Below are 23540 nucleotides of genomic sequence, written 5' to 3'. Positions count from 1 at the left end.
CTTATCAGGTGATATAGAATGTCTTTAGCGGATTTGAATCTCAATAGGGAAACTATTAGAAAAATTGAACTGTATTCGCAGTTCACAAAGAAATTCTATGCTGTTCTTAAGAATGAAGAAGAGAGCGAAAAACTTGCAAAGTTCGTTGCGTTTTCAGATAGCCTTCCAAGGAAGTTCAAAATAATTCTGGACAATAATTGTGTTACTGTTGATATCAGCAGAATATCGGTTAGTGATTGTGTAGCTAATGAAAATTCATCAGTTACATACAAAGTAGATGGTTGCACAGTGGGGAAGATTAACAAAAAGGGACATATAGAGGACATTGACATTATTCCCGACGAGTTTGTTGTTCGGGATTTCAGCATTTATTTTGGAGATGTTGAAATATTTGATGCAAAATTGCGTTTCAGAGGCCTTTTCAAAGCTAATACTCCAATATTTGAATTTCTGACTCCAAATGCATTTTCCATCATCAATCAAGTTGTCTTTTATGCTGATAGAAACAACAAATTCAGCATCGGCATCGTGGAGGACATAACTGAAATTGAAACAAAAGCAGGCGGGATAAAGATTTTCATTACCGGGGTTCCGGTTATTAATAATGCTCCTGTATTAAGCTCCATCCTTCCAGCGAGACTCTTGGGACTACCCAGTGGAGACGTTGAAACTACCCTTTTAGTGCTTAAATTAGAAGCGAAAAGAATAGAAGGCAATTACATTTCGATAGAATACTTAGAGGATGTGATAAAGGGCAATATAGAAAATGCGGGGATTTCTAACGATTTGGACATTATAGTGAGGAGAAGTGCGTTAAATGAGGCTTTAGTAGACAGATTACTGTGGAAAATTGCCTCTGATGTTCTTGGAATATAATATTTCAAAAGCCCTAATAATGCCTTGGGAATATTATATTTCAAAAAGTTATAAGTTATTTAATAAGAGAAATAGTAAAGTTTATAAAGTAAAAAACATATGTAGTATTGGTGATGCCCAAATGACGGAGTTCCTCCACATCTGGAACCTATACGAGGTTGTAGCCAGCCACCTCGAAGGCGGAAGAAGAACGGTAGAGACGAAGAACGGAGTGACCATCGAGACAGTAGAGACGAACGCATATACCCACGAAGGAGAAGCCTACCCAATGGTTTCGACAGAGAGGTATGAGCACGTTCTCAGAGGAGGAATGACTGATGTGAGCGGAAGGGACTATGCATCGGTGTTCAAGACCCTGAAAGACTACCGGCTCAAGGAGGGAGTCCACTTCAAGGATGGCGTTCTAACGAGGAAGTTCTTCGAGGATTACCCAGGCAACCTTGTCTTCGGTTATGCAATAGGTGGAGAAAACGAAATGAACGGTGCAATCAGTAGAGAGTCCCCAGTTAGGAATTTTGGACTTCTGGGTCTCTTCCAAAAGAAAGGCAACACTGTGTTCGATGAGATTCGTCCAGAATGGGACGATAAACGGATGGTAAGGAAAGAACTCGTCTCGACAGTTCTTAGTGGAAGTATACTCATTGACGTTCAGAGGCTCTCACGGGTTGAGGGTTACGAGAGGGCCTTCAAATCCGATGAGGGCATTGAACCTCTTGACTTCAGCAATGAAGTCAAGGAACACGTTGCCAACCTGATTAGGGGAATGTTTGACACCCGTCACTTCGCCGATTCAGAAGATGGAGTCCTTCCAAGTGTAGGGTTAGCCCTGACGCTTATAGTAGTGACAGACGAGCCTTCCCACCCATTTGCAACGCCACATAACTTAGTTAAGTATGTAACAAAAGATGGAAAGAGGACGCTCTCGCTCAATGTTGAAGCAATTAACAACCACGTGGTCAAGCGTTATGGAAGAGAAAATGTCATAGTTGCAGGGGAGTTTGACCACAATGACCCGCTCATAGACCTCAGAGGAGCGAAGGACATCGGAGCAGTCCTCCTCGACCGCTGGGACTACCCGAGAATTGAGGACAAGCTCGCCGAGGAAGTCCTTAAGAGGCTTTGATTTTGCTTTTTTATTTTTGCAGAAAAGGCATAGTAAAAAGAGGCTCTTTCATTCGTCCTTTCCCAACGACAAGTATTTGTCCATCATTTCGTCGATGAGTCCTCCCTCCTCCAAGGTGCCCTTCTTGGCTTTATCCAACAATTGAGACACTTCCTCAAACAAGTCTTTTTCTGGCACTTTCCTATCTGAATTAAGGACATCGAGATATTCGAGGAACATCAGTAGAACCTTTGCCATAAACAGGCAGTATCCCTTTTTCATTTTATAGTGCTCTTCACTCTCACCCTCGAATCTTGATAGGCCGTCCTGCAGTATTGATGATGCCGCTCGAATTAGCATAGCCCTCGTAGGGTTGCCAAAACAGTGTGGAATGTCAACGCAACTCACCCATATTTCCCCATTGCCCCATCCCAAGATGCTAAGCCCAAAACGACCACCAACGATGTCCACACTTTGCCAAAAAGCGACCCCAGAATCGGAGTCTCCAATAACGTATACTCTAACACCGTCGTAGGCTGTTTCGTCTCTACACTTTATTCGCTTGGGCATTACGACTATGGTCGCTCTCCCAGTTTTGAACGTGGGGTATCCAAGCTTCTTGAAGACTAAGTAGATAACATCGTCTGCACCTACGAAGACTGTCCCCTCTTCGGGGTCTTTGAATTTTTCAAGAATTGGCTCCAGTTCTTTTTTCCTGATTCTCACGTTAATACCAGCCTCACGAAGCCTTTGGTTTAGTTCTCTGACCACCTTGTCTAAAGTATCGTTCTTTAGGGACTTGCTAACGGCTTCTATCACGCTCTCTATCACTTTGGTCACCATACTTTGTGAACTTTCGAAGGTGCTTAAATTGCTTTTTATGGTTTCTGGATAGTAATGTTGTTTTACATTTCTTAAACAAATATCTCTTTTGCTATTTCTTATATAACGTAGTATGCCAATCCATCATTGTTTCAGAGGATTGGAACAATCTCCTTGCTCCACGCTCCAAAAACATTATAAGGCCTTCTGAGAAGCTGTTTTTGAGCGATGATGAGTGAATCCAATGCTGATGAGATGATGAGCCCCAAACCTGAGCAAGAGGTGATCGAACTGGAGAAGCTGTCCCAAAAGATAGACGGCATCAGTAGGCAACTTCAGGCCATTAAAGAGGCCGAGGAAAAGAAAAACGAACCGGACACCCTCGGGTGGGACGACATCACTCAGGAAATCATCGGGGCTGTGACCTTTGCACTCCCATTCCTTTTCACAGGCGAGCTCTGGGACGTTGCCAAGGCGATTTCCCTTGAAAGAGCCGTTGTGATATTTCTGCTCACCCTGGGCATCGCGTACCTGTTCCTCGTGAAGTCCCGGCTCGGGAATATGAAGAGGGAGGAGCTGTTCCACCTGCCAAAGAGGCTCATAAGCGTGTCCGTTATCTCGTACACTATTTCGGCGCTTCTCATCTACCTTTACGACATAAACGGTGTCGCTCACTTCACACCCGTCCAGTACCTGAACGCGACGGTCATAGTGAGCGCGTTCGCGGTTATCGGTGCAATAGCTGTTGACATGGTGAAGTGAATGAGGGTTGTTACTGGAAACAAATGGGAGCAGTTTGGAGATGCGGTTCTATTTCCCGAGTATGGAAAGAACAGGGAAGACCTCTTGAAGTTCGTTGATTCCCTTTCGGGCGAAGAGACGCTGGTAACATCGAGCCTTGAGGTTATCGACCTTCTCGCTGAACGCTTCAGGAAAAGCGAGGAGAACATCCTCGTTTACTCGGACACTATGAAAAGCCTGACTCTCAAGGAGGTCTATGAACTCAGGAAGTACCTTGACTTTGATGTCCGCGGTGGTTTTTCTGGAGAAGATGCTCCGGTCTCGGTTCTCTTTGTTGAAGGGAAGACGGACTCCAAGTTCTTCAAGGCAGTCATGAAGAAGCTCTTCGACTTCAGAGAATCCAGAACCGCGCCAAGGAACCTGAAGTTCATTGAGAAGGTCTTTGAGCGCGACAACTTTGACCTCCTCCATAAGGACGGAAAGTACGTTGCCGTAATCCCGAGCGAGGGAAACTCCGGTGTCATAAGGAACCTGGGCAACTTCCTCAAAGCCATGGACGTCTTTGGCTTCGGCGTTGAGAGAATAGGGGTTGCCATTGACGTCGATGAGGACAGGGAAGCGGCCATGGCGTCAATAACTGGCAAACTGGCATCCTTTAGTCCAAGGAAAGCCGGGGATTTTTACTTGGTCTGGAACACGTTCATCGTGCCGCTCATTATAGGTCTCCCCTTTGAGGACGAGCTTATTGACTGGAAGAAGCCGACGGTTGAGGATTTGATGCTCCACCTCATAAGCGCGGAGGGCCTTCTTGAGAAGCTCCGGCCTGCCCTTGGGGCTTTCGAGGAGAGCCTTGGGAGGAAACTCAAGCCAAAGGAGGTCATGTATCTGGCTCTCTCCGCCTACGGGCACTGGGGCAACCTCGAGGGGTTCTACGAGCTCTTCGTGATGCGCTCCCGCCACAGGCACATCAAGGACGTGCTCAGGAAGGCAGGTCTCATGGAGGGCCTGCGCTTCCTCGCCTTTGCCGAGCGCTGAGTTTTTAACTCCCTTTCCCATCTCCAGGTGGTGATGTCCATGAAGCTGGTCTCATTTGACGTCTGGAACACACTTCTCGATATGAACGGGATGCTCGACGCTTTCTCAGCAGAGCTCTCAAACATCATGGGCACCTGCATCGTCGACGTTGTGGAGGCCATAATGCTGACGAGGGCGAGGATAAAGGGAATGAGGGCCAGGGGCGAAGGCGATCCGAAAAGGGCGCTTGAGGAGAGCCAGGAAATGCTCGCGGAAATCCTTGGCGTGGACATCGAGGTTATAAGGAGGGCCGCGGCGAGGGCCACCCTAAATGTCGGTGACCTCGTCCTACCCGGGGCGGAGGATGCCCTCAAGGACGCCAAGAGGCGCGGTCTGAAGGTTACTGTAACTGGCAACGTCATGTTCTGGCCGGGTTCCTATACGAGACTGCTCCTCGAGAGGGTTGGCCTTATGAGGTACATAGACCGGACGTTCTTCGCGGATGAGGTTGGGGCCTTCAAGCCGCTTCCGGAGATGTTTAGAAAGCCTCTGGAGGTCTTCGGTGTTGAGCCGGAGGAGGCCCTTCACGTCGGCGACACCTATGCGGAGGACTTTGAAGGAGCCCTGAGGGTTGGCATGTGGGGGGCGTGGATAAACCCCGAGGCTGAAGGCGTCAGGAGAATCTCCGAGAGGGGCTTTGAGATACCCTCAATCGGTGAGCTGCCCGAAGTCCTTGATATGCTAACTGGGGATATGGGAAAAGCTTATAAATCGACTGGGCAACGCTCACCAGAGGTTTAAAAACCCACCTTTCTTGGAGGTGTTCGCAGTGGAGATGAAGTTCGAGGTACCCGTATGCACCTCATGCGGAAAGGAGATAACCCCAAGGGAGCACGCCACTCACTTCGTTTGCCCGAACTGCGGTGAGGCGATCATATGGCGCTGCGAAAGCTGCAGGGTGCTCAGCGTGCCCTACAAGTGCCCCAAGTGCGGATGGGAGGGGCCGTGAGTTAGGAGGTGAATGATATGAGCGACTACAACCTTGTTGGCGTTATAAAGGTCATGCCGACCGACCCGGATGTCAACCTCGACGAGCTCGAGGAGAAGCTTAAGGCAGTCATCCCCGAGAAGTACGGCCTTGCAAAGGTCGAGAGGGAGCCGATAGCCTTCGGTCTCGTTGCTCTCAAGTTCTACGTCCTCGGAAGGGACGAGGAAGGCTACTCCTTCGACGAAGTTGCAGATATCTTCAGACAGGTCGAGAACGTCGAGAGCGCTGAGGTCGAGACCGTTTCGAGGATCTGAGGGCTCCGCCCTCTTTTACTGATTATCTGCACGGAAAGCCCCTGCACTTTCTCTCGCCAGTTAATTCGTAGCTCTTCCCGTCGAGGCTGTCCATTATCAGCTTTTTTCCGTCTTCCTCGTACACCCAGAAGACCTTGTAGGCGAGCTCTTCCCTTATTACCTCAATCCTTGGCAGCCACCACGAGACCACCCTTGAGTTTCCCCAAGTTATTGCGCTCTCGAAGGCCTTCATCCTCGCTTCTTCTTCCGTAACGAGGGGCTCCATAACGTTTTTCTCGTCAACTTCCCATTCCTCGAGGTCTATAAAGTCGTCTCCCCTCTCCGCACCGAGGCGGTAGAGGTCTATGTAAGCATAGTAGTCAAAGACCCTGTCCTTCATGCCCAGCCTCTTGTAGAAGAGCCTGAGGTGGTATATCCTGTAGGGATATAGAACAAAGCTTTCAGCGACCTCTGGTTTAAAGATCGGCCTCATGACCTTAACCTTGATCCCGCCCATATTCTAACACCTTTCTGCAATTCTTGATATTCTCTTACACCAAACGTTTCAAACGATAGGTTTATAATTTTTTAGCCATATATGTACAATGCTGGCTTCCAACCAGCATATACATTCAGGGGTGATAAATATGGGACTTGGCGCCGAAGGCTGGGCATTGCTTCTGGTTCCAACGATTTTGGGTTTTTTGGTAATGGTTCTGTACGGCTACTGGGACAAGATAACGGGGAAGGAGTACTACGTAGATGCCGACATCCTAGCCTACGACGAGGATCTCATTGAAGAGCTAAAGAAGGAGGGTAAGGCATGAACGCGGGTGTGCTCTTTGGATTTCTGATATACCTTGCCCTCCTAGCTTACATAGGCTGGTGGGCCAACAGGTACACCAAGACCGAAGACCAGTACTTCGTCGGCGGCAGGAAGGTTCACGTTTTAGCAGCTACACTCTCGGATAAGGCCAGTGACTTCTCCGGCTGGTTGATGCTAGGTTATCCTGGAAGCGCATTCAAGGCTGGCCTTGGAGCATTCTGGGCTGGGATAGGCTGTCTCTTCGGTACTCTCGCCGACTACCTTCTCATCGGTCCGAGGCTAAGGATTTACGCCGGCAAGTTCAGGGCAATAACCGTCCCGGACTATCTGGAGGCCAGGCTCAAGGACGACACCAAGCTCATCAGGATCCTCAGCGCTTTGATCATTATCATCTTCATGACCGCCTACGTAGCTGCGCAGTTCGCGGCCGGCGGAAAGACCTTTGCGGAGGGCTTTGACGTAAGCGTGAACACTGGAATCATAATAACCGTTATCATCCTGACTGCATACGTTATCACAGGTGGCTTCTTTGCCGTGGTATGGACTGACGTTGTCCAGGCCCTCTTCATGCTGCTGACCCTCGTTATCGTCCCCTTCCTAGCCCTGGCCAAGATAGGAGGCCTCGACAAGGCGACGGAGATAATAGCCTCCGCAGACCCCAACAAGCTCCACCCCTTCGGCGGCGCAACCGGCTGGGCGGCAATAATCTTTGCCATAGGCTACGCCTCCTGGATAGTCGGCTACCTCGGCCAGCCTCACATAGTCACCCGCTACATGAGCGTTGAGGACCCGAGAAAGCTCAGGAGGCCGGGTATCTTCATCAGCGGCATCTGGACTACAATAGTCCTCTGGGGAGCGTTCTTCGCGGGATTCCTCGGCTTCGCCCTCTACCAGGCGGGCATGCTTAACGTCAGCGATCCCGAGCGTGTAGTTCCCGCCATGGCAGTTGAGCTTATGCCGAGCTGGATAGCTGGCTTCGTCATAGCGGGCATAATTTCCGCCGTTATGAGCACCGCCGACTCACAGCTTCTCGTCGCTTCCTCGGCAATAGCGAGGGACTTCTACCACAAGGTTCTCGGCAAGGAACTCGGCAAGAAGCAGATGGTCAACATCTCCAGGGTTGTAGTTGCCGTCGTTGCACTGGTCGGCCTCTGGTTCGCTATTACAGGACCAAAGGTTATCTACCAGATGGTTGCAACGGCATGGGGCGGCCTTGCCGTCGGCTTTGGCCCGATACTCACACTGAGCCTCTGGTGGAAGCGCGTCACCAAGGAGGGCGGAATCGTTGGAATGGCCTACGGTCTGGTCAGCGAGGTCATATTCGAGGCCAAGATATACGGCTGGGCCTTCAACCCTGACGCTCCTGGCTTCTTTGGCACTCTAGGAAGCTGGTTCAACGGCGTTCCAGTGTTCTTCATCAACTTCTTCATAACGCTGTTCGTTATCATAATCGTCAGCCTCCTCACAAAGCCGCCAGAAGACATCGTTAAGCTTCACGAAGAGCTCTTCAGGAAAGTTCCCGTTGAGACTGGGAAGAAGACAGTTATGGAAACAAGGGCCAAGAGCCAGGTAGAGAACGTCGCCGACTTCCTGATTGAGAAAGGCCTTGCATGACCTCCCTTCTCTTTTTAACCTTTGGTTTAGAACCTTAGGGTTTATAAGCATCGGTGTTCATCTTTATTCGCATGTACAGAAGCGGGGTGGAAGTATGAGACCGCTTGACCTAACAGAGAAAGACCCTTCTAAGAAGATCACGATCTACCTCGACGGGGAGCCCTACGAGGCCTACGAGGGCGAAAAGTTCCCGGTGGCGATGTTAGCGAACGGCGTTTACTGGCTCACGACGAGCAACGAGGGGAGACATCGCGGAGCCTTCACCTTTGGTCCGCTCCCGGTTACAGTGAACGGGATCAAGAACATCAACGGGAGAAAGCTCAAGCTCAAGAACGGCATGAAGATTGAGAGGCAGAGATACGATGAGTTCCAGGAGCAGGTTGAGATAGACGAAGGGAAGCCCGTTCTCCGCTACGTTGTGGACGTCGCGGTCATCGGAGCTGGTCCTGCAGGCCTCGGTGTCGTGGAGGAAATCGGCGGAAAGCTTACCGTTGCCCTCATCGAGGAGAAGGGCTGGCTCGGCGGAGATATGTGGCTCAAGGGCGTTGAGCAGGAGGGCTTTGGAAATCCGAGGGAAGCGATAGAAAGGCTCACCAACTTCCCGGAGAACGTCAGGGTCTTCCTCAAGACGGCCGCGCTCGGTGTCTATGACAAGGGAGAGTACTTCCTCGTTCCAGCCGTTAGAAACGACCAGCTCATAGAGTTCATGGCGAAGAAAGTGGTTTTAGCTACTGGGGCTGTTGATAATATAATGCTCTTCGAGAACAACGACTGGCCCGGCGTCTTCAGGAGGGCCGATGCACTTGAAGTCATGAACGTCTGGGGCGTCGCTCCCGGAAGGAAGGTCGCCGTCACAGGGGCATTCCCGGAGGAGATTACCGCCGAATTAGAGCGCTGGGGCATTGAATACATAATTGTCCCGAACGTCAAGCGCGTTGAGGGTGAGGACAGAATAGAGCGCGTCATAGACGAGAACGGCAACGTCTATGAAGTTGATGCGCTGATAATGGCCGATGGGAGGATTCCAGACATTAACCCGATAACCCAGGCGGGAGGAAAGCTCCGCTTCAAGCGCGGCTACTACATGCCGGTTTTGGACGACGAGCACAGGATAAGGGACGGAATCTATGTCGCGGGAAGCGCGGTCAGCATAAAGCCGCACTACGCGAACTACCTCGAAGGAAAGCTCGTTGGGGCGTATATCCTGAGGGAGTTCGGCTACGAGAGCGAGCCGTGCATCTACGAGGAGAGGCTTAAGGAGTACGAGCCTGTGGCAAGGCCGGTTCCGAAGCTCCCGCTGGATAACTTCAACGGCGAGGACGTCCAGATATGCGGCTGTGGCGTCACACTGAAGAAGGTGGACGACGTCGTCAGGAGCGGCATAACAGACCTGCAGATCATCAAGAGGCTCACCCACCTGGCCATGGGCTTCTGCCAGGGCAGGTTCTGCCTCTTCAACGGCGCCCTTCTCGTCTCCCAGCGGAGCGGAATGGGCATGGACAGGCTTGACATACCCGTTGCGAGGCCGCCCATAAAGAACGTCAAAATGAAGGTCGTCGCGGGGAGGGATTGAAATGCCGACGAGGGAGCTTCCCGAAAAGAGTGAGATAACGATAATCGGCGGTGGAATCGTTGGGGTTACCATCGCCCACGAGCTTGCCAAGAGGGGCGAGGAAGTCACTGTCATAGAGAAGCGCTTCATAGGTTCAGGCTCTACATTCCGCTGTGGGACGGGAATAAGGCAGCAGTTCAACGACGAAGCGAACGTCCAGGTCATGAAGCGCTCCGTCGAGCTCTGGAAGAAGTACAGCGAGGAGTACGGCTTCCCGTTCCAGCAGACTGGCTACCTCTTCCTGCTCTACGATGATGAAGAAGTCGAGACCTTCAAGAGGAACATAGCGATACAGAACAAATTCGGCGTCCCGACGAGGCTCATAACACCCGAAGAGGCCAAGGAGATAGTCCCCCTCCTCGACATAAGCGAGGTCGTTGCCGCTTCCTGGAACCCCACCGACGGAAAGGCCAGCCCGTTCCACTCAACTGCAAAGTTCGCCCTCCACGCTGAAGAGTTCGGCGCGAAGCTCGTCGAGTACACCGAGGTCAAGGACTTCATAATCGAGAACGGCGAGATCAAGGGACTGAAGACCAGCAGGGGCACGATAAAGACCGGAATAGTCGTCAACGCCACCAACGCCTGGGCCAAGCTCATCAACGCGATGGCAGGTATAAGGACGAAGATACCGATAGAGCCCTACAAGCACCAGGCTGTCATAACCCAGCCTATAAGGAAGGGCTCCGTTAAGCCGATGGTCATCTCGTTCAGGTACGGCCACGCTTACCTCACCCAGACCAGCCACGGCGGAATAATAGGTGGCGTCGGCTACGAGGAAGGCCCGACCTACGACCTCAACCCGACCTACGAGTTCCTCCGCGAGGTGAGCTACTACTTCACCAAGATAATCCCGGCCCTGAGGGAGCTCCTCATTCTGAGGACGTGGGCGGGTTACTACGCCAAGACACCCGACAGCAACCCTGCGATAGGGAAGATCGAGGAGCTGAGCGACTACTACATAGCTGCGGGCTTCAGCGGGCACGGCTTCATGATGGCTCCTGCTGTGGCGGAGATGGTGGCAGACCTCATCACGAAGGGCAAGACCGACCTGCCCGCCTGGTGGTACGACCCGTACCGCTTCGAGAGGGGAGAGCTTAGGGGTAAGGCCCTGCAGATGGGGTGAAGTTTTATTTTCTCTCTTCTTCACCCTTGAAGAATGTACACGAACGCTGAAGCTTCTTTTTATTCTTCTTTGAGGACTTCGATGAAGGGTATTCCTTCAAAGTCCCTGTCGGGGGTTGCTATTTTCTTGACCCCTGTGACAATCATGGCACCCACTATTTTTGCATCGTGCATCAAAAGGCCATACTTCTCAGCTATGCTTAAAGTCAGAAAAATGTCGGGGTCTTCAACGATCTCAATCCCGTGTCTACCTATGAACGAGAGCACCATCTCGGACGATTCCCTTAGGAGACTTCTTCCCTCTTCAGTTTTCAGAAATTTTCTCAGTTCGTGGATGCTCTTGATTCCGCGCGAAGAGGCTTTCTTCCTGAGCGTGACATAAACACACTCATCGACGACAGTTTCAGAAACCAGCGGATCGTCAGCCATGGAAAGTATTTTTCTTGCCCTCTCTGTCAGCTCAGTCTCAAAGAGCAGGTTGAGCAGGACGCTACTGTCCAGAAAAGTCCCTGTACTCCTGTAGATACTCACGAAGCTCCCCCCATGATGCCCTCTCAGGTCTCACCTTCCCCTTGCTGGAAGCGAGCATCCTTAAGGCCTGAGCGCGTGCAAATATCTCGGCCATTTCTCCAACGAGCTTTTCGTCAATCCCCTCGGGAACCCTCACCCTCAAAGTCACGTCCATCCACATCCCCACAAGACGTTGAACGTTGGGTTTGATAACGTTTTCGTCATATTCATAGCCAAGTAAAGAGAATCTGGCGCCCTTTTCCTTTCTCAACCAAAGGTGGAAAACCTTTTTATGAAAAAATCCTCATAAAGGGCTTTTCTTAACCCACATTGGTGAAAGTTCATGCGCATCACTGAACATCCTGTTCTGCGGTTTGAGCGAGGCAGAAAGGTCACCATCTACTTTGAAGGCCGGCCGATAGAGGCCTACGAGGGAGAGACTATTGCAATGGCACTCCACGCCGCTGGAATTAGAGTCCTCAGCCACAGCGGTGAGAAACACAGACCGAGGGGCCTCTTCTGTGCCATAGGCAAGTGCTCTTCCTGCCTCGTTAAGGTAAACGGCATCCCGAACGTCCGCTCGTGCATAACCCTCGTCGAGGACGGCATGAGGATTGAGATGCAGAAAGGAAAAGAGATGCTCCCAAGGACTGCGAAGCCGCCGGAATGGAAGGATGCAACCAGATACGAGGCGGACGTCGTTGTCATCGGCGGCGGTCCCGCCGGCCTGATGGCGGCGATACACGCGGCTGACGCCGGCGCGAGTGTCATCCTCATTGACGAACAGCCAAAGCTGGGCGGCCAGCTCGTCAAGCAGACCCACAAGTTCTTCGGGAAGAGGGAGCAGTTCGCAGGAGTAAGGGGAGTGGAGATAGCCAAGATTCTCACTGAGGAAGTGAGAAAGAGGGAGAAAATACGGGTCTTCACGGAGACCTCTGCCGTTGGAATCTTCCAGGATGGCGACGAGAAGCTCGTGATCGGCGTCAGGGAGAACCGCGAGCTCGTGGAGTTTTCGGGAAAGACCCTCGTCGTCGCGACCGGCGCGATGGAGAAGATGATTCCCTTCGAGAACAACGATCTGCCAGGAATCTACGGAGCTGGAGCAATCCAGACCCTCATGAACACCTACGGAGTGAAGCCCGGCGACAGAGTCCTCATCGTCGGAGCTGGCAACGTGGGGCTGATTTTGGCATACCAGCTCATCCAGGCAGGCGTTGAGGTGAAGGCGATAGTCGAGGCCATGCCCAAGGTCGGAGGCTACTTCGTCCACGCTGCCAAGGTGAGGAGGCTCGGCGTTCCAATTCTCACGAGGCACACGATCCTAAGGGCAGAAGGTACGGACAGGGTCGAGAGGGCGGTAGTTGCTCAGCTTGACGAGAACTGGAGGCCAATACCCGGAACGGAGAAGGTCTTCGAGGTGGACACGATAGCACTCGCCGTAGGATTGAGGCCGAGCATAGAGCTCCTCCACCAGGCGGGGTGCCAGATAAAGTTCGTCCGAGAGCTGGGAGGCCACGTAGCTGTGAGGGACGAGAGAATGGAGACCACCGTCCAGGGAATCTTCGTCGCTGGCGATTCTGCTGGAATAGAGGAGGCAACTACGGCGATGCTCGAAGGGAAGATAGCAGGAATTGCCGCGGCGCTCAAGGCTGGAGTCGCTTCTCCAGAGTGGCTGGGGGAGATAGAGAAGGCCCAGCGCGACCTCGAGGAGTTCCGTTCAGGCCCCTTCGGAAAGCACATCGTTGAGGGGATAAAGAAGGCTCTTCTGCCCGCTGGGGGTGGTTCCAATGTCTGAGATCCCAGAATACCTGAAGAAGGGCTACATAACGCCCGAAGAGCTCTTCAAGATAATCCCAAAGCCGAGCGAGGAGAGGCTTAGGGCGAGGCCTGTTGCCGTTCCCGAGTGCCCGCAGGAGATACCATGCGCCCCGTGCAGGGAGGTCTGCCCTACTGGAGCGATAAGCATGCCGACGCCGAACGACCTTCCAATCGTTGACTACGAGAAGTGCGTCGGCTGCTCCCTCTGCGTCCAGATATGCCCCGGTTTGGCGTTTTTCATGGTCCAGTACGTTGGGGACAAAGCGAGGATAACGATGCCCTACGAGCTTCTTCCGGTTCCAGAGCGCGGCGATGAGGTGGTTCTCCTCAACCGCGTTGGAGAACCCGTTGGAAAGGGGAAGGTCACGCTCGTAATACCGCGCGAGAAGAGCGTGGGGGACACAGCCGTAGTCACGGTGGAGGTTCCAATTGAGCTCGCCTGGGAAGTGAGGGCCCTTCGCGTGCCGGGAGGGGATTATGATGAGTGAGGACCCAAGGGAGAAGATAATCATCTGCCGCTGCAACGACGTCACGCTCAAGGAGATTGAAGACCTCCTAGATCAGGGGATAACCGACATAGAGGAAATCAAGAGGCTCCTGAGGATAGGCATGGGGCCATGCCAGGGAAGGACTTGCCTTCCGCTCGTGATGGGAATTCTCGCGAGGAAGACCGGAAAGAAACAGGAGGGTATTCCACTTCCCGCAACGCGCGTTCCCGTTAGGCCGGTGATGATGGGAGTTTTAGCGGGCGAGATGGGTGATGACGATGAAGAGTGAGGCAAAGACGATCATCATCGGCGGCGGCATAATAGGTCTCAGCATAGCCTACAACCTCGCCAAGCTCGGCGAGAGCGACATCGTGGTTCTCGAAAAAGGCTACCTCGGAAACGGCTCGACATTCCGCTGTGGAACCGGAATAAGGCAGCAGTTCGGCGATGAAGCAAACATTAGGATGATGAAGCGCTCCGTCGAGTTGTGGAAAGGGCTGAAAGAGGAGCTTGGATACGACGTCGAGTTTACCCAGAGCGGCTACCTCTTCCTGATCTACAGCGAAGAGGAGCTTGAGGCCTTTAAGAACAACGTCCGGCTCCAGAACCGCTTTGGAGTTCCTTCGAGGATAATAACACCCGAGGAGGCTAAGGAAATAGTTCCACCCCTTAACACTGACGGGGTTATAGCGGCCGCGTGGAACCACACGGACGGAAAGGCGAACCCGTTTAAGGCGGTATTTGCCTATGCAAACGCGGCCAAGAGGCTGGGCGTTGAGATATACGAGTACACCGAGGCGAAGGACATCAAGGTCGAAGACGGGAAGATAAAGGCCGTCGTGACCAACAGGGGAGAGATAAGGACGGGCAGGGTTATCAACGCGGCCAACGCCTGGGCGCCGCTCATAAACAAAATGGCAGGAGTGCCGATAAAAATCCCAATAGAACCATATAAGCACCAGAGCGTGAAGACTGAACCCATAAAGCCCGGCCAGATAGAGCCGATGGTCATCTCCTTCAAGCACGGGGGAGTTTACATGACGCAGGAGGCCAACCAGGGCGGCGTCATAGGCGGCTACGGCCTCAAGTACGGGCCGACTTACGACATAACACCGACCTATGACTTCCTTCGTGGAGTCAGCTACCGCTTCGCCCAGATAGTTCCAGCGCTCAAGTACGTGAACGTCATAAGGGTGTGGGGTGGCTTTTATGCAGAAACCCCCGACCACAACGCGGCCATAGGGAGGATAAACGAGATAGACGAGTTCTACATCGCGGCAGGTTTCAGCGGGCACGGCTTCATGCTTGCCCCGGTTGTTGGAGAGGCACTGGCCGAGCTCATCGTGGACGGGAAGACCGACAAGCCGCTAGACTTCTACGACTCCTACCGCTTCGAGAGGGGTGAACTGAGGGGTCAGGCACTTCAGATGGGATGATTTCAATTCTTTTCTTAACATTTCGACGGAAATTTTTATAAATCCTCTCAGCGTAGCCCGAGACATGCCTTTAAGGAAGAGAGAGCGAGTGATAACGCAGGGGAAGCGCGAGAGAACCCTCAAGCTCAAAAAGCTCAGGGTTAAGCGGAGGAACATCGTTATCCTAGCCGTCTCCATGTTCATTGCCAACGTGGCCTTCGGAATGGCCTTCCCGTATCTGAGCGTCTACATGCAGTACCTAGGTGCGACGATGTTCATGGTCGGCCTTCTGAGCGTGGCCTTCAATCTAACCTCTACCGTCTTTCAGTATCCCTTCGGCTGGCTCTCCGACGCCACCAGGAACAGAAAGGGCTTCATCGCGTTCGGTGCTGCTTCCATTGGACTGTTTTATATGATAATGGCATTTGCAACATCTCCTGTCCATGTCCTCCTGCTCCGGACGTTTCAGGGGGCGTTCGGCTCGGCCATGACTCCGGCCCATTCTGCCCTCATCTCTGAGCTTTCAACGAGGGCTGGATCAATCTTCGGCCTGTTCAACTCCATAGAGAACGCCGGCTACATGGTGGGCAACTTCATAGGCTCCGCAGTGGTTGAATACTTCGGCATAAAGGTTCTCTTCATCATCGCTGGCTTTCTCCTCTTCCTTTCGGCCGGGATAGTTCTCCTCATCAGGGAGAGGCCCGCTGGAAGGAGGAGCCTCGTTGGCATGATTCTTGTGCAGGAGGGCAGGGAAAGCTGGAGGGCAACTGTAAAAAGCTCGGCCTTCAAGAAGCTCATGAGAGGCCACCTTGGGCTGTTCTACTTTACAGTCTTCCTAGTGATGGTCGCCAGCGGACAGTTCTACAGTGTCTCCTCGGTCTACTTCAAGGAGGCCTTCGGAGAGTGGAGTGTTGGCGTTCTTTTTGGAATAGAGAGTCTCGCTGCTGCCTTGACCGGATACTTCCTCGGCAGGCTGATAGACAGGTACGGGGCGAAGAGGTTCTACCTCGTATCAATTGCCGGCTACGCTATGGCATTCGTCCTCTACGCAGTTGTTAGAAACGTTTGGCTGGCCTTCGGTGTGGCGTTCCTCTCGGGAATCAAGTGGATACTGACGATAAACTCGACTTCAACATACGTGGCAAAGAAGGTCAGTGTTTCGGAGAGGGCGCAGGGCATGGCTCTCCTAAACGGGATGATGAGCCTCGGATGGGTGGTTGGACCGCTTATAGGCGGCTACCTCTCGGAGATAAGCTTCCAGCTCAACTTCTTCAGCACGGTGGTACCTCTCTCAATAGCGTTTGTCCTGGCCCTAAGGCTCCCAGAATGAGGGTTGGGCTAAAAAGAAAACGTCAGGCCCTCTCTATTTTCATCCTCTCCCCGCTCTCAAACTCAAGCTCGAGCTTTCCTTTCTGCATCCTCACCTTGACGCCGTCAACGACGGTATCTATCTTTCCGTCTTTGGCCTCGACGCCGAGCATTTCTGCTACCTCTTCCACGCTCTTGAGCGAGCCGCTCATGGTTGTCTCAAGGGTCTCCTCACCCTCGATGGTCACCTTAAGCTTCCCCTTTCCTTCACGGATAAAACTCTCTTCCTTCATGTCTTTCACCTTCTCTGGAGTTGGGGGATGTATGCACGGCATAAACCACCACCAATAAAACTACTTCTCTTCCCGCTTTATCTCCTTTTTGGTGTCCTTCACCATTCGAACCCATATCCCGTGCTGGCCGACTTTTTTGAAGCCGTACTTCTCGTAGAATTTCATCGCTCCATAGTTCTTCTCTCCGACCCATAGCTCTATCCTGCCCGTATCCTTCAGGTATTCGAGGCACTTATCCATCAGCTTGTGGCCGATGCCGTGGCCCTGATAGGCTTTATCAACCGCGAACTCGTGGATTGCTCCAACCGTCTTTCCCTCGTACTTGCTGTACCAGTCCTTGTCGCAGACTATGAAGCCGACTATCTTATCCCCAATCTTGGCGACGAAAAAGCCGTCCTTGGCCTTGCCCCAGCACCAGCGGAGGTAGCGCTTCGCGTAGCTCTCCCCCTCGCCACCGTACTCCCTCATGCCCTCGTAGGCGCTCATGTATATCTCAATGAGCCTCTCAAGAGTTTCCTGGTCGAGCTTCTGAAGTTTCTCTATTTTCACTTCTTCGTTCTCCTCCGTCATCGGAGTTGATTAAATCGTCGGGTTTAAAAAGCCTGTCCAGTACTCTCTATGTCAGGGAGAAGGTGGTTGAGATGGGAAAGGCCAAGCCGAAGTACTGTGAAATATGCGGCGCCCCCATCAGGGGACCGGGCCACAGGATAAGGATAGAGGGAGCAGAGGTTCTTGTCTGCGATAAGTGCTACGAAAAGTACGGCGGTAAGAAGCCGGGAACCTTCAGTATAATGCCCACCGGAAGGCAGCCGAGGAGGACTGCAAGACCGGCATCCCGTCCAAAACCCCAGCCGAGACCATACCAGCCGAAGCCGCTCGTTACTGAGGAGATCGTCGAGGACTTTGCGGAGAGGGTTTACAGGGCAATCCAGCGCTCGGGCAAGAGCTACGAGGAGCTTTCACACGAGATCGGGCTTTCCGTGAACGACCTCAGAGCAATAGCACACGGCTACCGCGAGCCTACGATAAAAGAAGCGAGAAAGCTTGAGAGGTACTTCAAGATAAAGCTCATCGAAAGTGCAGGTGAAGAGCTTATTGAGGAGAAAAAGACAATTCCAAGGGACTACGAACCAACGCTCGGCGACATAGCCAACATAAGGATCAAGAAGAGGAAGAAGAAGTGAAAGTTTAAATTTTTCTTCTTCAAAAAACTTTATTGGTGAGGGGCAATGGGTGAGATAGTCATTGTGGTTCCGAAGGGTCTTGAGAAGATCATCCAGAGAAAAATATCCCTACTGTTGAGGAAGGAAGAGAAAAAGGGCCTAAAAAAAGACATCCTTAAAAAGTATCTCGGCAAGTTCTCTGGTTCGATAAACGAGGAGGAGTGGTACTTTCAATGATCGAAGTCTTCATTGATTCCTCCGTTCTTATTGAAGGACTAAAAGGGAATCCAGAGGCTGTCAAGATTCTGAATTACCTCGCTGATGGTGGTGCAGTTGCAATAATAAATGACATAGTGGTAAGCGAGTTTCTGTTTCATTACATCCGTCTGAAATCTGGAGTATCACCGCTTACAGTCAAAAGCTCTGGAAAGATATCAGAGTTTATAAAGGAGGATGAACCGCTCGACTTCATAACTCAGTTTCATATTCTCCCAACGGATGAAGAAACTTTACTTCAGGCCTACAATTTCATGAGGAGGTACAATCTGCTTCCAAATGACGCTATAATCTTGGCGGCGTGCAAAGTTAACAACATTGAGCGGCTCGCTACTTTGGACGGAGATTTAATAAAAGTGGCTAGGGAAGAGGGGTTAGAACTCCTATAAGTCCAAATCTTCATATTCCCGCTTTTTCCTCTTCCTCTCGATCTCCTCGGCCTTCGTTCTCTTCGGGGGGTGGAAGCCCCTGAGCTTTTCGAAAGTTCCCCAGAGCCTCATGAGCTCCGTCCATGCCTCGCTGTCGGGAGGGACTACGAGGACGTGTGCTGGGGGATGAATGTCCATCAGCCTGCCTATAGCTTTCCTCGGAGGAAGGTCTATCTGGGCAACTACGTGGGCTTTAAACTTCCTCCTCGGCTTCTCGCCGCTAACCTTCTCAAAGACCCACTCTGAGAGGGCCGGCGGTATTATCCTGGGATCCCCCCTAATTTTCATCCCGCCGTAGCGGACGAGGTCTGCCAAGGCTACGCTCGCCTTCTGGAAGCTGTCGGCCCTCACGAGCACTATCGTGTTTCTCATGTTCTCACCGGCGTAAGTTGCTGGCACATCTTTATAAAGGATTGGGGTGAAAATAACTGGAGGTGAATACTGTGGACCCGTTAAGTGGATTTTTGGGGTCTCTGCTCTGGTGGTTGTTCTTCCTCTACCTGCTGATGTGGCCCCAGCTCCAGTTCAGGGCGCTCCAGGCGGCCAGAGCGAGGCTCATGGCCCAGCTCGCTAGGAAGAGGAACTCCACGGTAATAGCAATGATACACAGGCAGGAGAGCATAGGTCTCTTTGGGATACCTGTTTACAGGTTCATCAGCATAGAGGACAGCGAGGAAATCCTAAGGGCTATAAGAGCCGCGCCAAAGGACAAGCCGATAGACCTCATAATACACACCCCTGGGGGTCTTGTCCTCGCGGCAACCCAGATAGCGAGGGCACTCAAAGAGCACCCGGCTGAGACGCGCGTCATAGTCCCACACTACGCCATGAGCGGCGGCACACTCATAGCACTCGCTGCCGACAAGATAATCATGGATCCAAACGCAGTCCTCGGCCCAGTTGACCCGCAGCTTGGTCAGTACCCCGCCCCAAGCATACTGAGAGCAGTTGAGAAGAAGGGGGCAGAAAAGGTTGACGACCAGACGCTTATCTTAGCCGACGTTGCCGAGAAGGCCATAAAGCAGGTTCAGGACTTCGTGTTTAACCTCCTTAAGGACAAGTACGGCGAGGAAAAGGCCAGGGAGCTGGCCCAGATACTCACGGAGGGCAGGTGGACGCATGACTACCCGATAACCGTTGACCACGCCAGGGAGCTTGGCCTCAATGTCGAGACCGACGTTCCCGAGGAAGTCTACGCCCTCATGGAGCTCTACAAACAGCCTGTCAAGCAGAGGGGAACCGTCGAGTTCATGCCCTACCCCGTGAAGCAGGAGAGCAAGAAGTGACCTTTCATTTTTTCTTACCAAAACTTTTAAAAACTTATTGTTAATAAAGGCGTGCGGAAAAATTCTGGAGGGATGTGGAATGTACCTGAAGAAGAGGCACATCGAGATACTCAGGGAAATGAAGAACACCGAGAGCCAGGCAGAAATAGAGGCGAAGCTCCCGGAGGACTTTCAGATAAGGGCGATAGAGCTCTACATACTCGGCTTTGCCGAGCTTGAGGGGGGCAAGATAAAGCTGACCGATGCAGGCAGGAAGCTTCTTGAGATAACCGATAAACTCAGCCTTGAGGAGCTCCCTGATGTTATAGCTGACACCGAGATAATCAAGATGATGGAGCTCCTCGAGGAGACGGGCAAAATCCCCGAGAGCTGGATGGAGAAGCTCAGGGAGAGAAAGCTTGCCGATGAGAACGGTCTTACCCCCTTCGGGAAGGCCCTTCTGGAGGTCTACCGCGAGACCCATCCAGTTGTTTACCTCACGCCCGAGATTGCCTCATTCCTCAGGGGAATGCCCAAGATTGGAACCCTCGATGAGCTTGTAACTTACAAGAACTCAAAGCTCTACGGGGACAACATCGTCAATGCACTTCAAGCCATGAGGCTCCTCCTTATCTCGCCGCCGACCGAGAAGGGAAGGGCCTTCGCAACGACTCCAGCTGCCAAGCTGGCACTTAAAGCCCTCAATATGATCCCAGTGTTTGCGAGGGCCATCGTGCTCAGGAAGGAAGACTTTGAGATGCTCAAGGCTGGCAAGAGGAACGCAGAACTTGAGAGCATGGGCCTCGCCGACGAGAAGGGTACCACCGAGTTCGGAAAGGCCATAATGGACACCTACGAGGCAATGGGCAGGGTTGAGGAGAAAGTCCTTCCGATATACCTGCTTGAAGACGAGCTCTCAGTCCTCAAGGCGATTCAGGAGATCGAGAAGAAGTACGAGACCAACCCAGATATACTCCCGACCGAGAAGGAGATAGAGAGGCGCGTTGATGTCGAAGACCTTGGTGCGATTCTGCACCTCCTTGAGAGCAAGGAACTAATCGAGAGGAGGCTCGTCAAGGAGAAGGACACCTACTGGCTAACCGAGTGGGGCAAAGAGGCGATCAACTTCGGAACGGTCAGCCCGGATGCCATGAAGGCAGTTACCTACGCCGAGAGCGGGGACGTGCCTATAGCCGAGTGGGTGCTCAAGGCCCAGGAGGAGAACGTTGTAAAGGCCGGCGTCACCGACAAGGGCAGGTTCTACCTCAGACTCAGCAGGGAGATAAAGAGGAAGCCGTTCATAACCCGCTATGATGCCGCAATACTTGCAAAGACCCCGAGGAAGAAGTACATCCACAGGGACGAGCTGGTGGCGCTCGTTCAGGACTACGTTGGCGGAGACGAAAAGGAGATAATCAGGGCCATTGGCGAGGCAGAGGCCAAGGGCTTCGTTGTGGAGCTTCAAAACGGCATGGTCAAGCTCACCGAGCTTGGAGACAAGGTCAAGACAGCCATTGAGAACGCCAAGCTCCAGGAGATAGTCAAGGTCAAGTTCAGCGTCACGCCGACCCTTTACAACGTGCTCAGAGTGATCTACGACAACCTCGAGACCTTCAACAGGATATGGAAGGAGAAGGGCGAGGTTAAGGGCTACAAGATGGAAGAGGTTGACGTCATCAGGAAGCACCTCAGCCTCAGCGACGACGAGATAAAGAAGGCCCTGACAATGCTCAGGGAACTCGGCTTCCTCGGAACCAAGAGCCTTACCGAGGCTGGAAAAGTTCTCGTTGAGGCCTATCTCTGAGGCCTTTCTTATCTTTTTATCTGTCACTTTTTGAGGGTTAGAACGCAATACGCGTTATGTCCTTTTGAATTTTTTGTATATTGCCAAAAGAAAGTTTTAAATCCGTTCAGCTTCCAAAAAGATGTAGGTGTAAAAGTTTATGGTCAAATTATTTTCCGAGCGAGAAGGGATCAAAAAGAAACGACTAGAACTACAAGTAAACCAGATAAGTCCAGAATTAAGAACTAGATTGTGGAATTGGTTTTACATGATGTATGGAAAAAAGATTGTCAGATTGAAATATCCCCCTTTAATGTTAGATGAAGAAAGTATAAAGAATCGTGAGAATACAGAAACATTTGTGTATCTTTTATTGGACCAATATTTCAAGCGCTCTCTGGACGATATGGGAATAGACTATGTTCTCAAATACATAAAGGGATACTTGATGAGTTGTGAATGGTACGAAGTCTATGACTTCTTAGAATTCGTGGTCAACACTTGGCCCGACGAGAAGATAAACAAAAAATTTATGGAAGTCTGCAACAAGGTGCTAGAAGAGGAAAATGCCGGATACAGATTTGTTAATGGTAAAATTGTGCCAATCTATGAAGAATCCGAGATTTCAGAGATTGAGACCGCCTTTGAAAACGTAAAACCATGGACAGGGATTTATCATGACTTGTCCTCGGCCTTAAAATATTTGTCTGATAGAAGGGATTCAAACTACAAAGAGTCCGTTGAAGCATCTATTAAGGCTGTTGAAGGTGTAGCTAAATTGATTACACATAGACATGGAACACTAGGGGAGCTCCTCCCTAAAGTGCAGAAAATCCTAGAGCTTAACGAGAATCTTGCTAGTGCTATTGGAAAGTTATGGAGATATGCAAACGAAGTCGCTAGACATTCTGATCCAGAAGGAAAGAAAATGCCTGAGTTCGAGGAAGCCAAGTTTATTTTTGTAACTTCTTCTGCAATAATTAACTACCTTATCTCCAAATCAGATAAAAAGGGCGTGGAGCTAAAATTGGAACAGAGGTAGAGACTTCATAATAACAAGATGTCTTGAAAATTGTTATTGTCCAATGATCAACCTCTAACTCTCGTAGTGGTGCCCCCTTTAACCTAAACCTTTAAAAAGCAACGGCCCTCATTTATAAAGGGTTTTTAAACCCACCATTCGGAGGTGTAAACCTTGGTGGACATGAGCAATGTAAAGCTCAGGATTGAGAATATAGTCGCTTCTGTGGATCTCTTTACAGACCTCAACCTTGAGAAGGTCATAGAGATCTGCCCGAGCTCTAAGTACAATCCTGAGGAGTTCCCGGGTATAATCTGCCGCTTTGACGACCCGAAAGTGGCCCTTCTGATATTCAGCTCTGGAAAGCTCGTTGTAACTGGCGCAAAGAGCGTTGACGACATCAAGAGAGCCGTGTATAAGCTCATAGAGATGCTGAAGAAAATCGGTGCCAAATTCACCAGGGAGCCCCAGATAGACATCCAGAACATGGTCTTCAGCGGTGACATCGGTATGGAGTTCAACCTCGATGCCGTTGCTCTGATCCTGCCGAACTGTGAATACGAGCCCGAGCAGTTCCCGGGCGTTATATACCGCGTCAAGGAGCCTAGGGCTGTAATACTGCTCTTCTCCTCCGGAAAGATCGTCTGTTCGGGCGCCAAGAGCGAGCAGGACGCTTGGGAGGCCGTCAAGAAGCTCCTCCGCGAGCTGGAGAAGTACGGCCTCATCGAAGAAGAGGAGTGGTGATTTATCCCACCTACTTTT

30 protein-coding genes are annotated in these 23540 nt (G+C 51.6%); 23 read left to right on the top strand and 7 right to left on the bottom strand.

The window, feature by feature from the left end:
- Positions 1 to 18 precede the first annotated feature (18 nt).
- Both ACZ5TN_RS05330 and ACZ5TN_RS05325 read left to right on the top strand, forming a co-directional pair.
- Positions 19 to 876: a hypothetical protein gene (locus ACZ5TN_RS05330; protein WP_464917361.1), complete on the top strand. Its 858-nt coding sequence runs from the start codon at positions 19 to 21 to the stop codon at positions 874 to 876.
- Positions 877 to 997: 121 nt separating this feature from the next.
- Entirely contained in the window at positions 998 to 1999 is a 1002-nt protein-coding gene (locus ACZ5TN_RS05325; RefSeq protein WP_464917360.1) for a hypothetical protein, read from the top strand.
- 48 nt (positions 2000 to 2047) lie between these two features.
- Here the strand turns inward: ACZ5TN_RS05325 and ACZ5TN_RS05320 are convergent, their stop codons facing one another.
- The gene (locus ACZ5TN_RS05320) at positions 2048 to 2821 is read right to left on the bottom strand and encodes a hypothetical protein (RefSeq protein WP_464917359.1); all 774 of its coding nucleotides are present in this window, start codon (positions 2819 to 2821) and stop codon (positions 2048 to 2050) included.
- A 207-nt stretch (positions 2822 to 3028) separates the two neighbouring features.
- Between ACZ5TN_RS05320 and ACZ5TN_RS05315 the strand changes: the two genes are divergently transcribed.
- The 5 genes from ACZ5TN_RS05315 to ACZ5TN_RS05295 are packed head-to-tail and all read left to right on the top strand — an operon-like array spanning position 3029 to position 5857.
- A complete protein-coding gene (locus ACZ5TN_RS05315) occupies positions 3029 to 3562 on the top strand; it encodes a DUF2391 family protein (RefSeq protein WP_232500585.1) in 534 nt (177 codons plus the stop codon).
- Positions 3563 to 4576 (top strand): DUF3226 domain-containing protein, encoded by a 1014-nt coding sequence (locus ACZ5TN_RS05310; protein ID WP_011249064.1) that lies wholly within the window; start codon positions 3563 to 3565, stop codon positions 4574 to 4576.
- A 39-nt stretch (positions 4577 to 4615) separates the two neighbouring features.
- The gene (locus ACZ5TN_RS05305; protein WP_011249065.1) at positions 4616 to 5356 is read left to right on the top strand and encodes an HAD family hydrolase; all 741 of its coding nucleotides are present in this window, start codon (positions 4616 to 4618) and stop codon (positions 5354 to 5356) included.
- Between the two features lie 34 nt (positions 5357 to 5390).
- Positions 5391 to 5564 carry a zinc finger domain-containing protein gene (locus ACZ5TN_RS05300; protein WP_173254068.1) on the top strand — a complete coding sequence of 58 codons (174 nt, stop codon included), beginning with the start codon at positions 5391 to 5393 and terminating at the stop codon, positions 5562 to 5564.
- Positions 5565 to 5581: 17 nt separating this feature from the next.
- Positions 5582 to 5857, top strand: coding sequence for an elongation factor 1-beta (locus ACZ5TN_RS05295; RefSeq protein WP_011249067.1), 276 nt, complete (start codon positions 5582 to 5584; stop codon positions 5855 to 5857).
- A gap of 22 nt (positions 5858 to 5879) precedes the next feature.
- On the opposite strand, the gene ACZ5TN_RS05290 is transcribed toward ACZ5TN_RS05295, so the two are convergent.
- On the bottom strand, positions 5880 to 6353 hold the full coding sequence (locus tag ACZ5TN_RS05290) for a beta/alpha barrel domain-containing protein (RefSeq protein ID WP_011249068.1): 474 nt from the start codon (positions 6351 to 6353) through the stop codon (positions 5880 to 5882).
- A gap of 130 nt (positions 6354 to 6483) precedes the next feature.
- On the opposite strand from ACZ5TN_RS05290, the gene ACZ5TN_RS05285 reads away from it, so the two are divergent.
- The 4 genes from ACZ5TN_RS05285 (at position 6484) to ACZ5TN_RS05270 (ending at position 11011) form a co-directional block, all read left to right on the top strand.
- Complete coding sequence (locus tag ACZ5TN_RS05285; RefSeq protein ID WP_011249069.1) at positions 6484 to 6663, top strand: hypothetical protein; 180 nt, start codon at positions 6484 to 6486, stop codon at positions 6661 to 6663.
- The gene (locus ACZ5TN_RS05280; RefSeq protein WP_464917358.1) at positions 6660 to 8276 is read left to right on the top strand and encodes a sodium/proline symporter; all 1617 of its coding nucleotides are present in this window, start codon (positions 6660 to 6662) and stop codon (positions 8274 to 8276) included. Before ACZ5TN_RS05285 ends, ACZ5TN_RS05280 begins: the two co-directional genes overlap by 4 nt.
- A gap of 94 nt (positions 8277 to 8370) precedes the next feature.
- Complete coding sequence (locus ACZ5TN_RS05275) at positions 8371 to 9849, top strand: FAD-dependent oxidoreductase (RefSeq protein WP_464917357.1); 1479 nt, start codon at positions 8371 to 8373, stop codon at positions 9847 to 9849.
- Between the two features lies 1 nt (position 9850).
- Positions 9851 to 11011, top strand: coding sequence for an NAD(P)/FAD-dependent oxidoreductase (locus ACZ5TN_RS05270; RefSeq protein ID WP_464917356.1), 1161 nt, complete (start codon positions 9851 to 9853; stop codon positions 11009 to 11011).
- Positions 11012 to 11070: 59 nt separating this feature from the next.
- On the opposite strand, the gene ACZ5TN_RS05265 is transcribed toward ACZ5TN_RS05270, so the two are convergent.
- Both ACZ5TN_RS05265 and ACZ5TN_RS05260 read right to left on the bottom strand, forming a co-directional pair.
- Positions 11071 to 11541: a PIN domain-containing protein gene (locus tag ACZ5TN_RS05265; RefSeq protein WP_464917355.1), complete on the bottom strand. Its 471-nt coding sequence runs from the start codon at positions 11539 to 11541 to the stop codon at positions 11071 to 11073.
- Positions 11501 to 11695, bottom strand: a complete 195-nt coding sequence (locus ACZ5TN_RS05260; RefSeq protein WP_011249073.1) for a hypothetical protein — start codon at positions 11693 to 11695, stop codon at positions 11501 to 11503. The genes ACZ5TN_RS05265 and ACZ5TN_RS05260 overlap by 41 nt, the downstream gene beginning before the upstream one ends.
- Before the next feature lie 168 nt (positions 11696 to 11863).
- Here ACZ5TN_RS05260 and ACZ5TN_RS05255 point away from each other — a divergent pair, with 168 nt between their 5' ends.
- The 5 genes from ACZ5TN_RS05255 to ACZ5TN_RS05235 all read left to right on the top strand — a co-directional run bounded on the left by ACZ5TN_RS05255 (position 11864) and on the right by ACZ5TN_RS05235 (position 16571).
- Entirely contained in the window at positions 11864 to 13315 is a 1452-nt protein-coding gene (locus ACZ5TN_RS05255) for an FAD-dependent oxidoreductase (RefSeq protein ID WP_464917354.1), read from the top strand.
- Positions 13308 to 13826, top strand: coding sequence for a 4Fe-4S dicluster domain-containing protein (locus tag ACZ5TN_RS05250; RefSeq protein WP_464917353.1), 519 nt, complete (start codon positions 13308 to 13310; stop codon positions 13824 to 13826). Before ACZ5TN_RS05255 ends, ACZ5TN_RS05250 begins: the two co-directional genes overlap by 8 nt.
- Positions 13819 to 14115 (top strand): (2Fe-2S)-binding protein, encoded by a 297-nt coding sequence (locus ACZ5TN_RS05245; RefSeq protein WP_054840414.1) that lies wholly within the window; start codon positions 13819 to 13821, stop codon positions 14113 to 14115. Before ACZ5TN_RS05250 ends, ACZ5TN_RS05245 begins: the two co-directional genes overlap by 8 nt.
- The gene (locus tag ACZ5TN_RS05240) at positions 14105 to 15262 is read left to right on the top strand and encodes an NAD(P)/FAD-dependent oxidoreductase (protein ID WP_464917522.1); all 1158 of its coding nucleotides are present in this window, start codon (positions 14105 to 14107) and stop codon (positions 15260 to 15262) included. The genes ACZ5TN_RS05245 and ACZ5TN_RS05240 overlap by 11 nt, the downstream gene beginning before the upstream one ends.
- A gap of 64 nt (positions 15263 to 15326) precedes the next feature.
- Entirely contained in the window at positions 15327 to 16571 is a 1245-nt protein-coding gene (locus tag ACZ5TN_RS05235) for an MFS transporter (RefSeq protein ID WP_464917352.1), read from the top strand.
- Between the two features lie 22 nt (positions 16572 to 16593).
- Here the strand turns inward: ACZ5TN_RS05235 and ACZ5TN_RS05230 are convergent, their stop codons facing one another.
- Positions 16594 to 16884, bottom strand: coding sequence for a hypothetical protein (locus tag ACZ5TN_RS05230; RefSeq protein WP_464917351.1), 291 nt, complete (start codon positions 16882 to 16884; stop codon positions 16594 to 16596).
- A gap of 18 nt (positions 16885 to 16902) precedes the next feature.
- The gene (locus tag ACZ5TN_RS05225) at positions 16903 to 17412 is read right to left on the bottom strand and encodes a GNAT family N-acetyltransferase (protein ID WP_464917350.1); all 510 of its coding nucleotides are present in this window, start codon (positions 17410 to 17412) and stop codon (positions 16903 to 16905) included.
- 71 nt (positions 17413 to 17483) lie between these two features.
- Between ACZ5TN_RS05225 and ACZ5TN_RS05220 the strand changes: the two genes are divergently transcribed.
- The 3 genes from ACZ5TN_RS05220 to ACZ5TN_RS05210 are packed head-to-tail and all read left to right on the top strand — an operon-like array spanning position 17484 to position 18670.
- Positions 17484 to 18026, top strand: a complete 543-nt coding sequence (locus ACZ5TN_RS05220; RefSeq protein ID WP_464917349.1) for a multiprotein bridging factor aMBF1 — start codon at positions 17484 to 17486, stop codon at positions 18024 to 18026.
- A gap of 45 nt (positions 18027 to 18071) precedes the next feature.
- Entirely contained in the window at positions 18072 to 18242 is a 171-nt protein-coding gene (locus tag ACZ5TN_RS05215; RefSeq protein WP_011249082.1) for a hypothetical protein, read from the top strand.
- Complete coding sequence (locus ACZ5TN_RS05210) at positions 18239 to 18670, top strand: type II toxin-antitoxin system VapC family toxin (protein ID WP_011249083.1); 432 nt, start codon at positions 18239 to 18241, stop codon at positions 18668 to 18670. Before ACZ5TN_RS05215 ends, ACZ5TN_RS05210 begins: the two co-directional genes overlap by 4 nt.
- On the opposite strand, the gene ACZ5TN_RS05205 is transcribed toward ACZ5TN_RS05210, so the two are convergent.
- Entirely contained in the window at positions 18665 to 19081 is a 417-nt protein-coding gene (locus ACZ5TN_RS05205) for a DUF356 domain-containing protein (protein ID WP_464917521.1), read from the bottom strand. The two genes, ACZ5TN_RS05210 and ACZ5TN_RS05205, sit on opposite strands and share 6 nt — an antisense overlap.
- A gap of 71 nt (positions 19082 to 19152) precedes the next feature.
- Between ACZ5TN_RS05205 and ACZ5TN_RS05200 the strand changes: the two genes are divergently transcribed.
- The 4 genes from ACZ5TN_RS05200 to ACZ5TN_RS05185 all read left to right on the top strand — a co-directional run bounded on the left by ACZ5TN_RS05200 (position 19153) and on the right by ACZ5TN_RS05185 (position 23522).
- Positions 19153 to 19995 (top strand): SDH family Clp fold serine proteinase, encoded by an 843-nt coding sequence (locus ACZ5TN_RS05200; RefSeq protein WP_464917348.1) that lies wholly within the window; start codon positions 19153 to 19155, stop codon positions 19993 to 19995.
- A gap of 37 nt (positions 19996 to 20032) precedes the next feature.
- Entirely contained in the window at positions 20033 to 21778 is a 1746-nt protein-coding gene (locus ACZ5TN_RS05195) for a DUF505 domain-containing protein (protein WP_464917347.1), read from the top strand.
- 139 nt (positions 21779 to 21917) lie between these two features.
- Complete coding sequence (locus ACZ5TN_RS05190; protein WP_464917346.1) at positions 21918 to 22799, top strand: AbiJ-NTD4 domain-containing protein; 882 nt, start codon at positions 21918 to 21920, stop codon at positions 22797 to 22799.
- A gap of 153 nt (positions 22800 to 22952) precedes the next feature.
- Complete coding sequence (locus ACZ5TN_RS05185; RefSeq protein WP_054840388.1) at positions 22953 to 23522, top strand: TATA-box-binding protein; 570 nt, start codon at positions 22953 to 22955, stop codon at positions 23520 to 23522.
- Positions 23523 to 23540: the final 18 nt, after the last annotated feature.

It is taken from the genome of Thermococcus sp. JCM 11816 (assembly GCF_055396515.1).
The sequence above is the reverse complement of the archived record's forward strand: the minus strand, read 5'-3'. Positions and strand labels throughout refer to the sequence as shown.

Coding starts and splice junctions, on each gene's coding strand:
- ACZ5TN_RS05320 (WP_464917359.1), bottom strand. CDS start 2,821: ATGGTGACCAAAGTGATAGAGAGCGTGATAGAAGCCGTTAGCAAGTCC.
- ACZ5TN_RS05225 (WP_464917350.1), bottom strand. CDS start 17,412: ATGACGGAGGAGAACGAAGAAGTGAAAATAGAGAAACTTCAGAAGCTC.
- ACZ5TN_RS05220 (WP_464917349.1), top strand. CDS start 17,484: ATGGGAAAGGCCAAGCCGAAGTACTGTGAAATATGCGGCGCCCCCATC.
- ACZ5TN_RS05325 (WP_464917360.1), top strand. CDS start 998: ATGACGGAGTTCCTCCACATCTGGAACCTATACGAGGTTGTAGCCAGC.
- ACZ5TN_RS05215 (WP_011249082.1), top strand. CDS start 18,072: ATGGGTGAGATAGTCATTGTGGTTCCGAAGGGTCTTGAGAAGATCATC.
- ACZ5TN_RS05250 (WP_464917353.1), top strand. CDS start 13,308: ATGTCTGAGATCCCAGAATACCTGAAGAAGGGCTACATAACGCCCGAA.
- ACZ5TN_RS05280 (WP_464917358.1), top strand. CDS start 6,660: ATGAACGCGGGTGTGCTCTTTGGATTTCTGATATACCTTGCCCTCCTA.
- ACZ5TN_RS05205 (WP_464917521.1), bottom strand. CDS start 19,081: ATGAGAAACACGATAGTGCTCGTGAGGGCCGACAGCTTCCAGAAGGCG.
- ACZ5TN_RS05245 (WP_054840414.1), top strand. CDS start 13,819: ATGAGTGAGGACCCAAGGGAGAAGATAATCATCTGCCGCTGCAACGAC.
- ACZ5TN_RS05240 (WP_464917522.1), top strand. CDS start 14,105: ATGAAGAGTGAGGCAAAGACGATCATCATCGGCGGCGGCATAATAGGT.
- ACZ5TN_RS05270 (WP_464917356.1), top strand. CDS start 9,851: ATGCCGACGAGGGAGCTTCCCGAAAAGAGTGAGATAACGATAATCGGC.
- ACZ5TN_RS05190 (WP_464917346.1), top strand. CDS start 21,918: ATGGTCAAATTATTTTCCGAGCGAGAAGGGATCAAAAAGAAACGACTA.
- ACZ5TN_RS05255 (WP_464917354.1), top strand. CDS start 11,864: ATGCGCATCACTGAACATCCTGTTCTGCGGTTTGAGCGAGGCAGAAAG.
- ACZ5TN_RS05295 (WP_011249067.1), top strand. CDS start 5,582: ATGAGCGACTACAACCTTGTTGGCGTTATAAAGGTCATGCCGACCGAC.
- ACZ5TN_RS05275 (WP_464917357.1), top strand. CDS start 8,371: ATGAGACCGCTTGACCTAACAGAGAAAGACCCTTCTAAGAAGATCACG.
- ACZ5TN_RS05300 (WP_173254068.1), top strand. CDS start 5,391: ATGAAGTTCGAGGTACCCGTATGCACCTCATGCGGAAAGGAGATAACC.
- ACZ5TN_RS05290 (WP_011249068.1), bottom strand. CDS start 6,353: ATGGGCGGGATCAAGGTTAAGGTCATGAGGCCGATCTTTAAACCAGAG.
- ACZ5TN_RS05305 (WP_011249065.1), top strand. CDS start 4,616: ATGAAGCTGGTCTCATTTGACGTCTGGAACACACTTCTCGATATGAAC.
- ACZ5TN_RS05285 (WP_011249069.1), top strand. CDS start 6,484: ATGGGACTTGGCGCCGAAGGCTGGGCATTGCTTCTGGTTCCAACGATT.
- ACZ5TN_RS05230 (WP_464917351.1), bottom strand. CDS start 16,884: ATGCCGTGCATACATCCCCCAACTCCAGAGAAGGTGAAAGACATGAAG.
- ACZ5TN_RS05210 (WP_011249083.1), top strand. CDS start 18,239: ATGATCGAAGTCTTCATTGATTCCTCCGTTCTTATTGAAGGACTAAAA.
- ACZ5TN_RS05315 (WP_232500585.1), top strand. CDS start 3,029: ATGATGAGTGAATCCAATGCTGATGAGATGATGAGCCCCAAACCTGAG.
- ACZ5TN_RS05235 (WP_464917352.1), top strand. CDS start 15,327: ATGCCTTTAAGGAAGAGAGAGCGAGTGATAACGCAGGGGAAGCGCGAG.
- ACZ5TN_RS05330 (WP_464917361.1), top strand. CDS start 19: ATGTCTTTAGCGGATTTGAATCTCAATAGGGAAACTATTAGAAAAATT.
- ACZ5TN_RS05260 (WP_011249073.1), bottom strand. CDS start 11,695: ATGGACGTGACTTTGAGGGTGAGGGTTCCCGAGGGGATTGACGAAAAG.
- ACZ5TN_RS05310 (WP_011249064.1), top strand. CDS start 3,563: ATGAGGGTTGTTACTGGAAACAAATGGGAGCAGTTTGGAGATGCGGTT.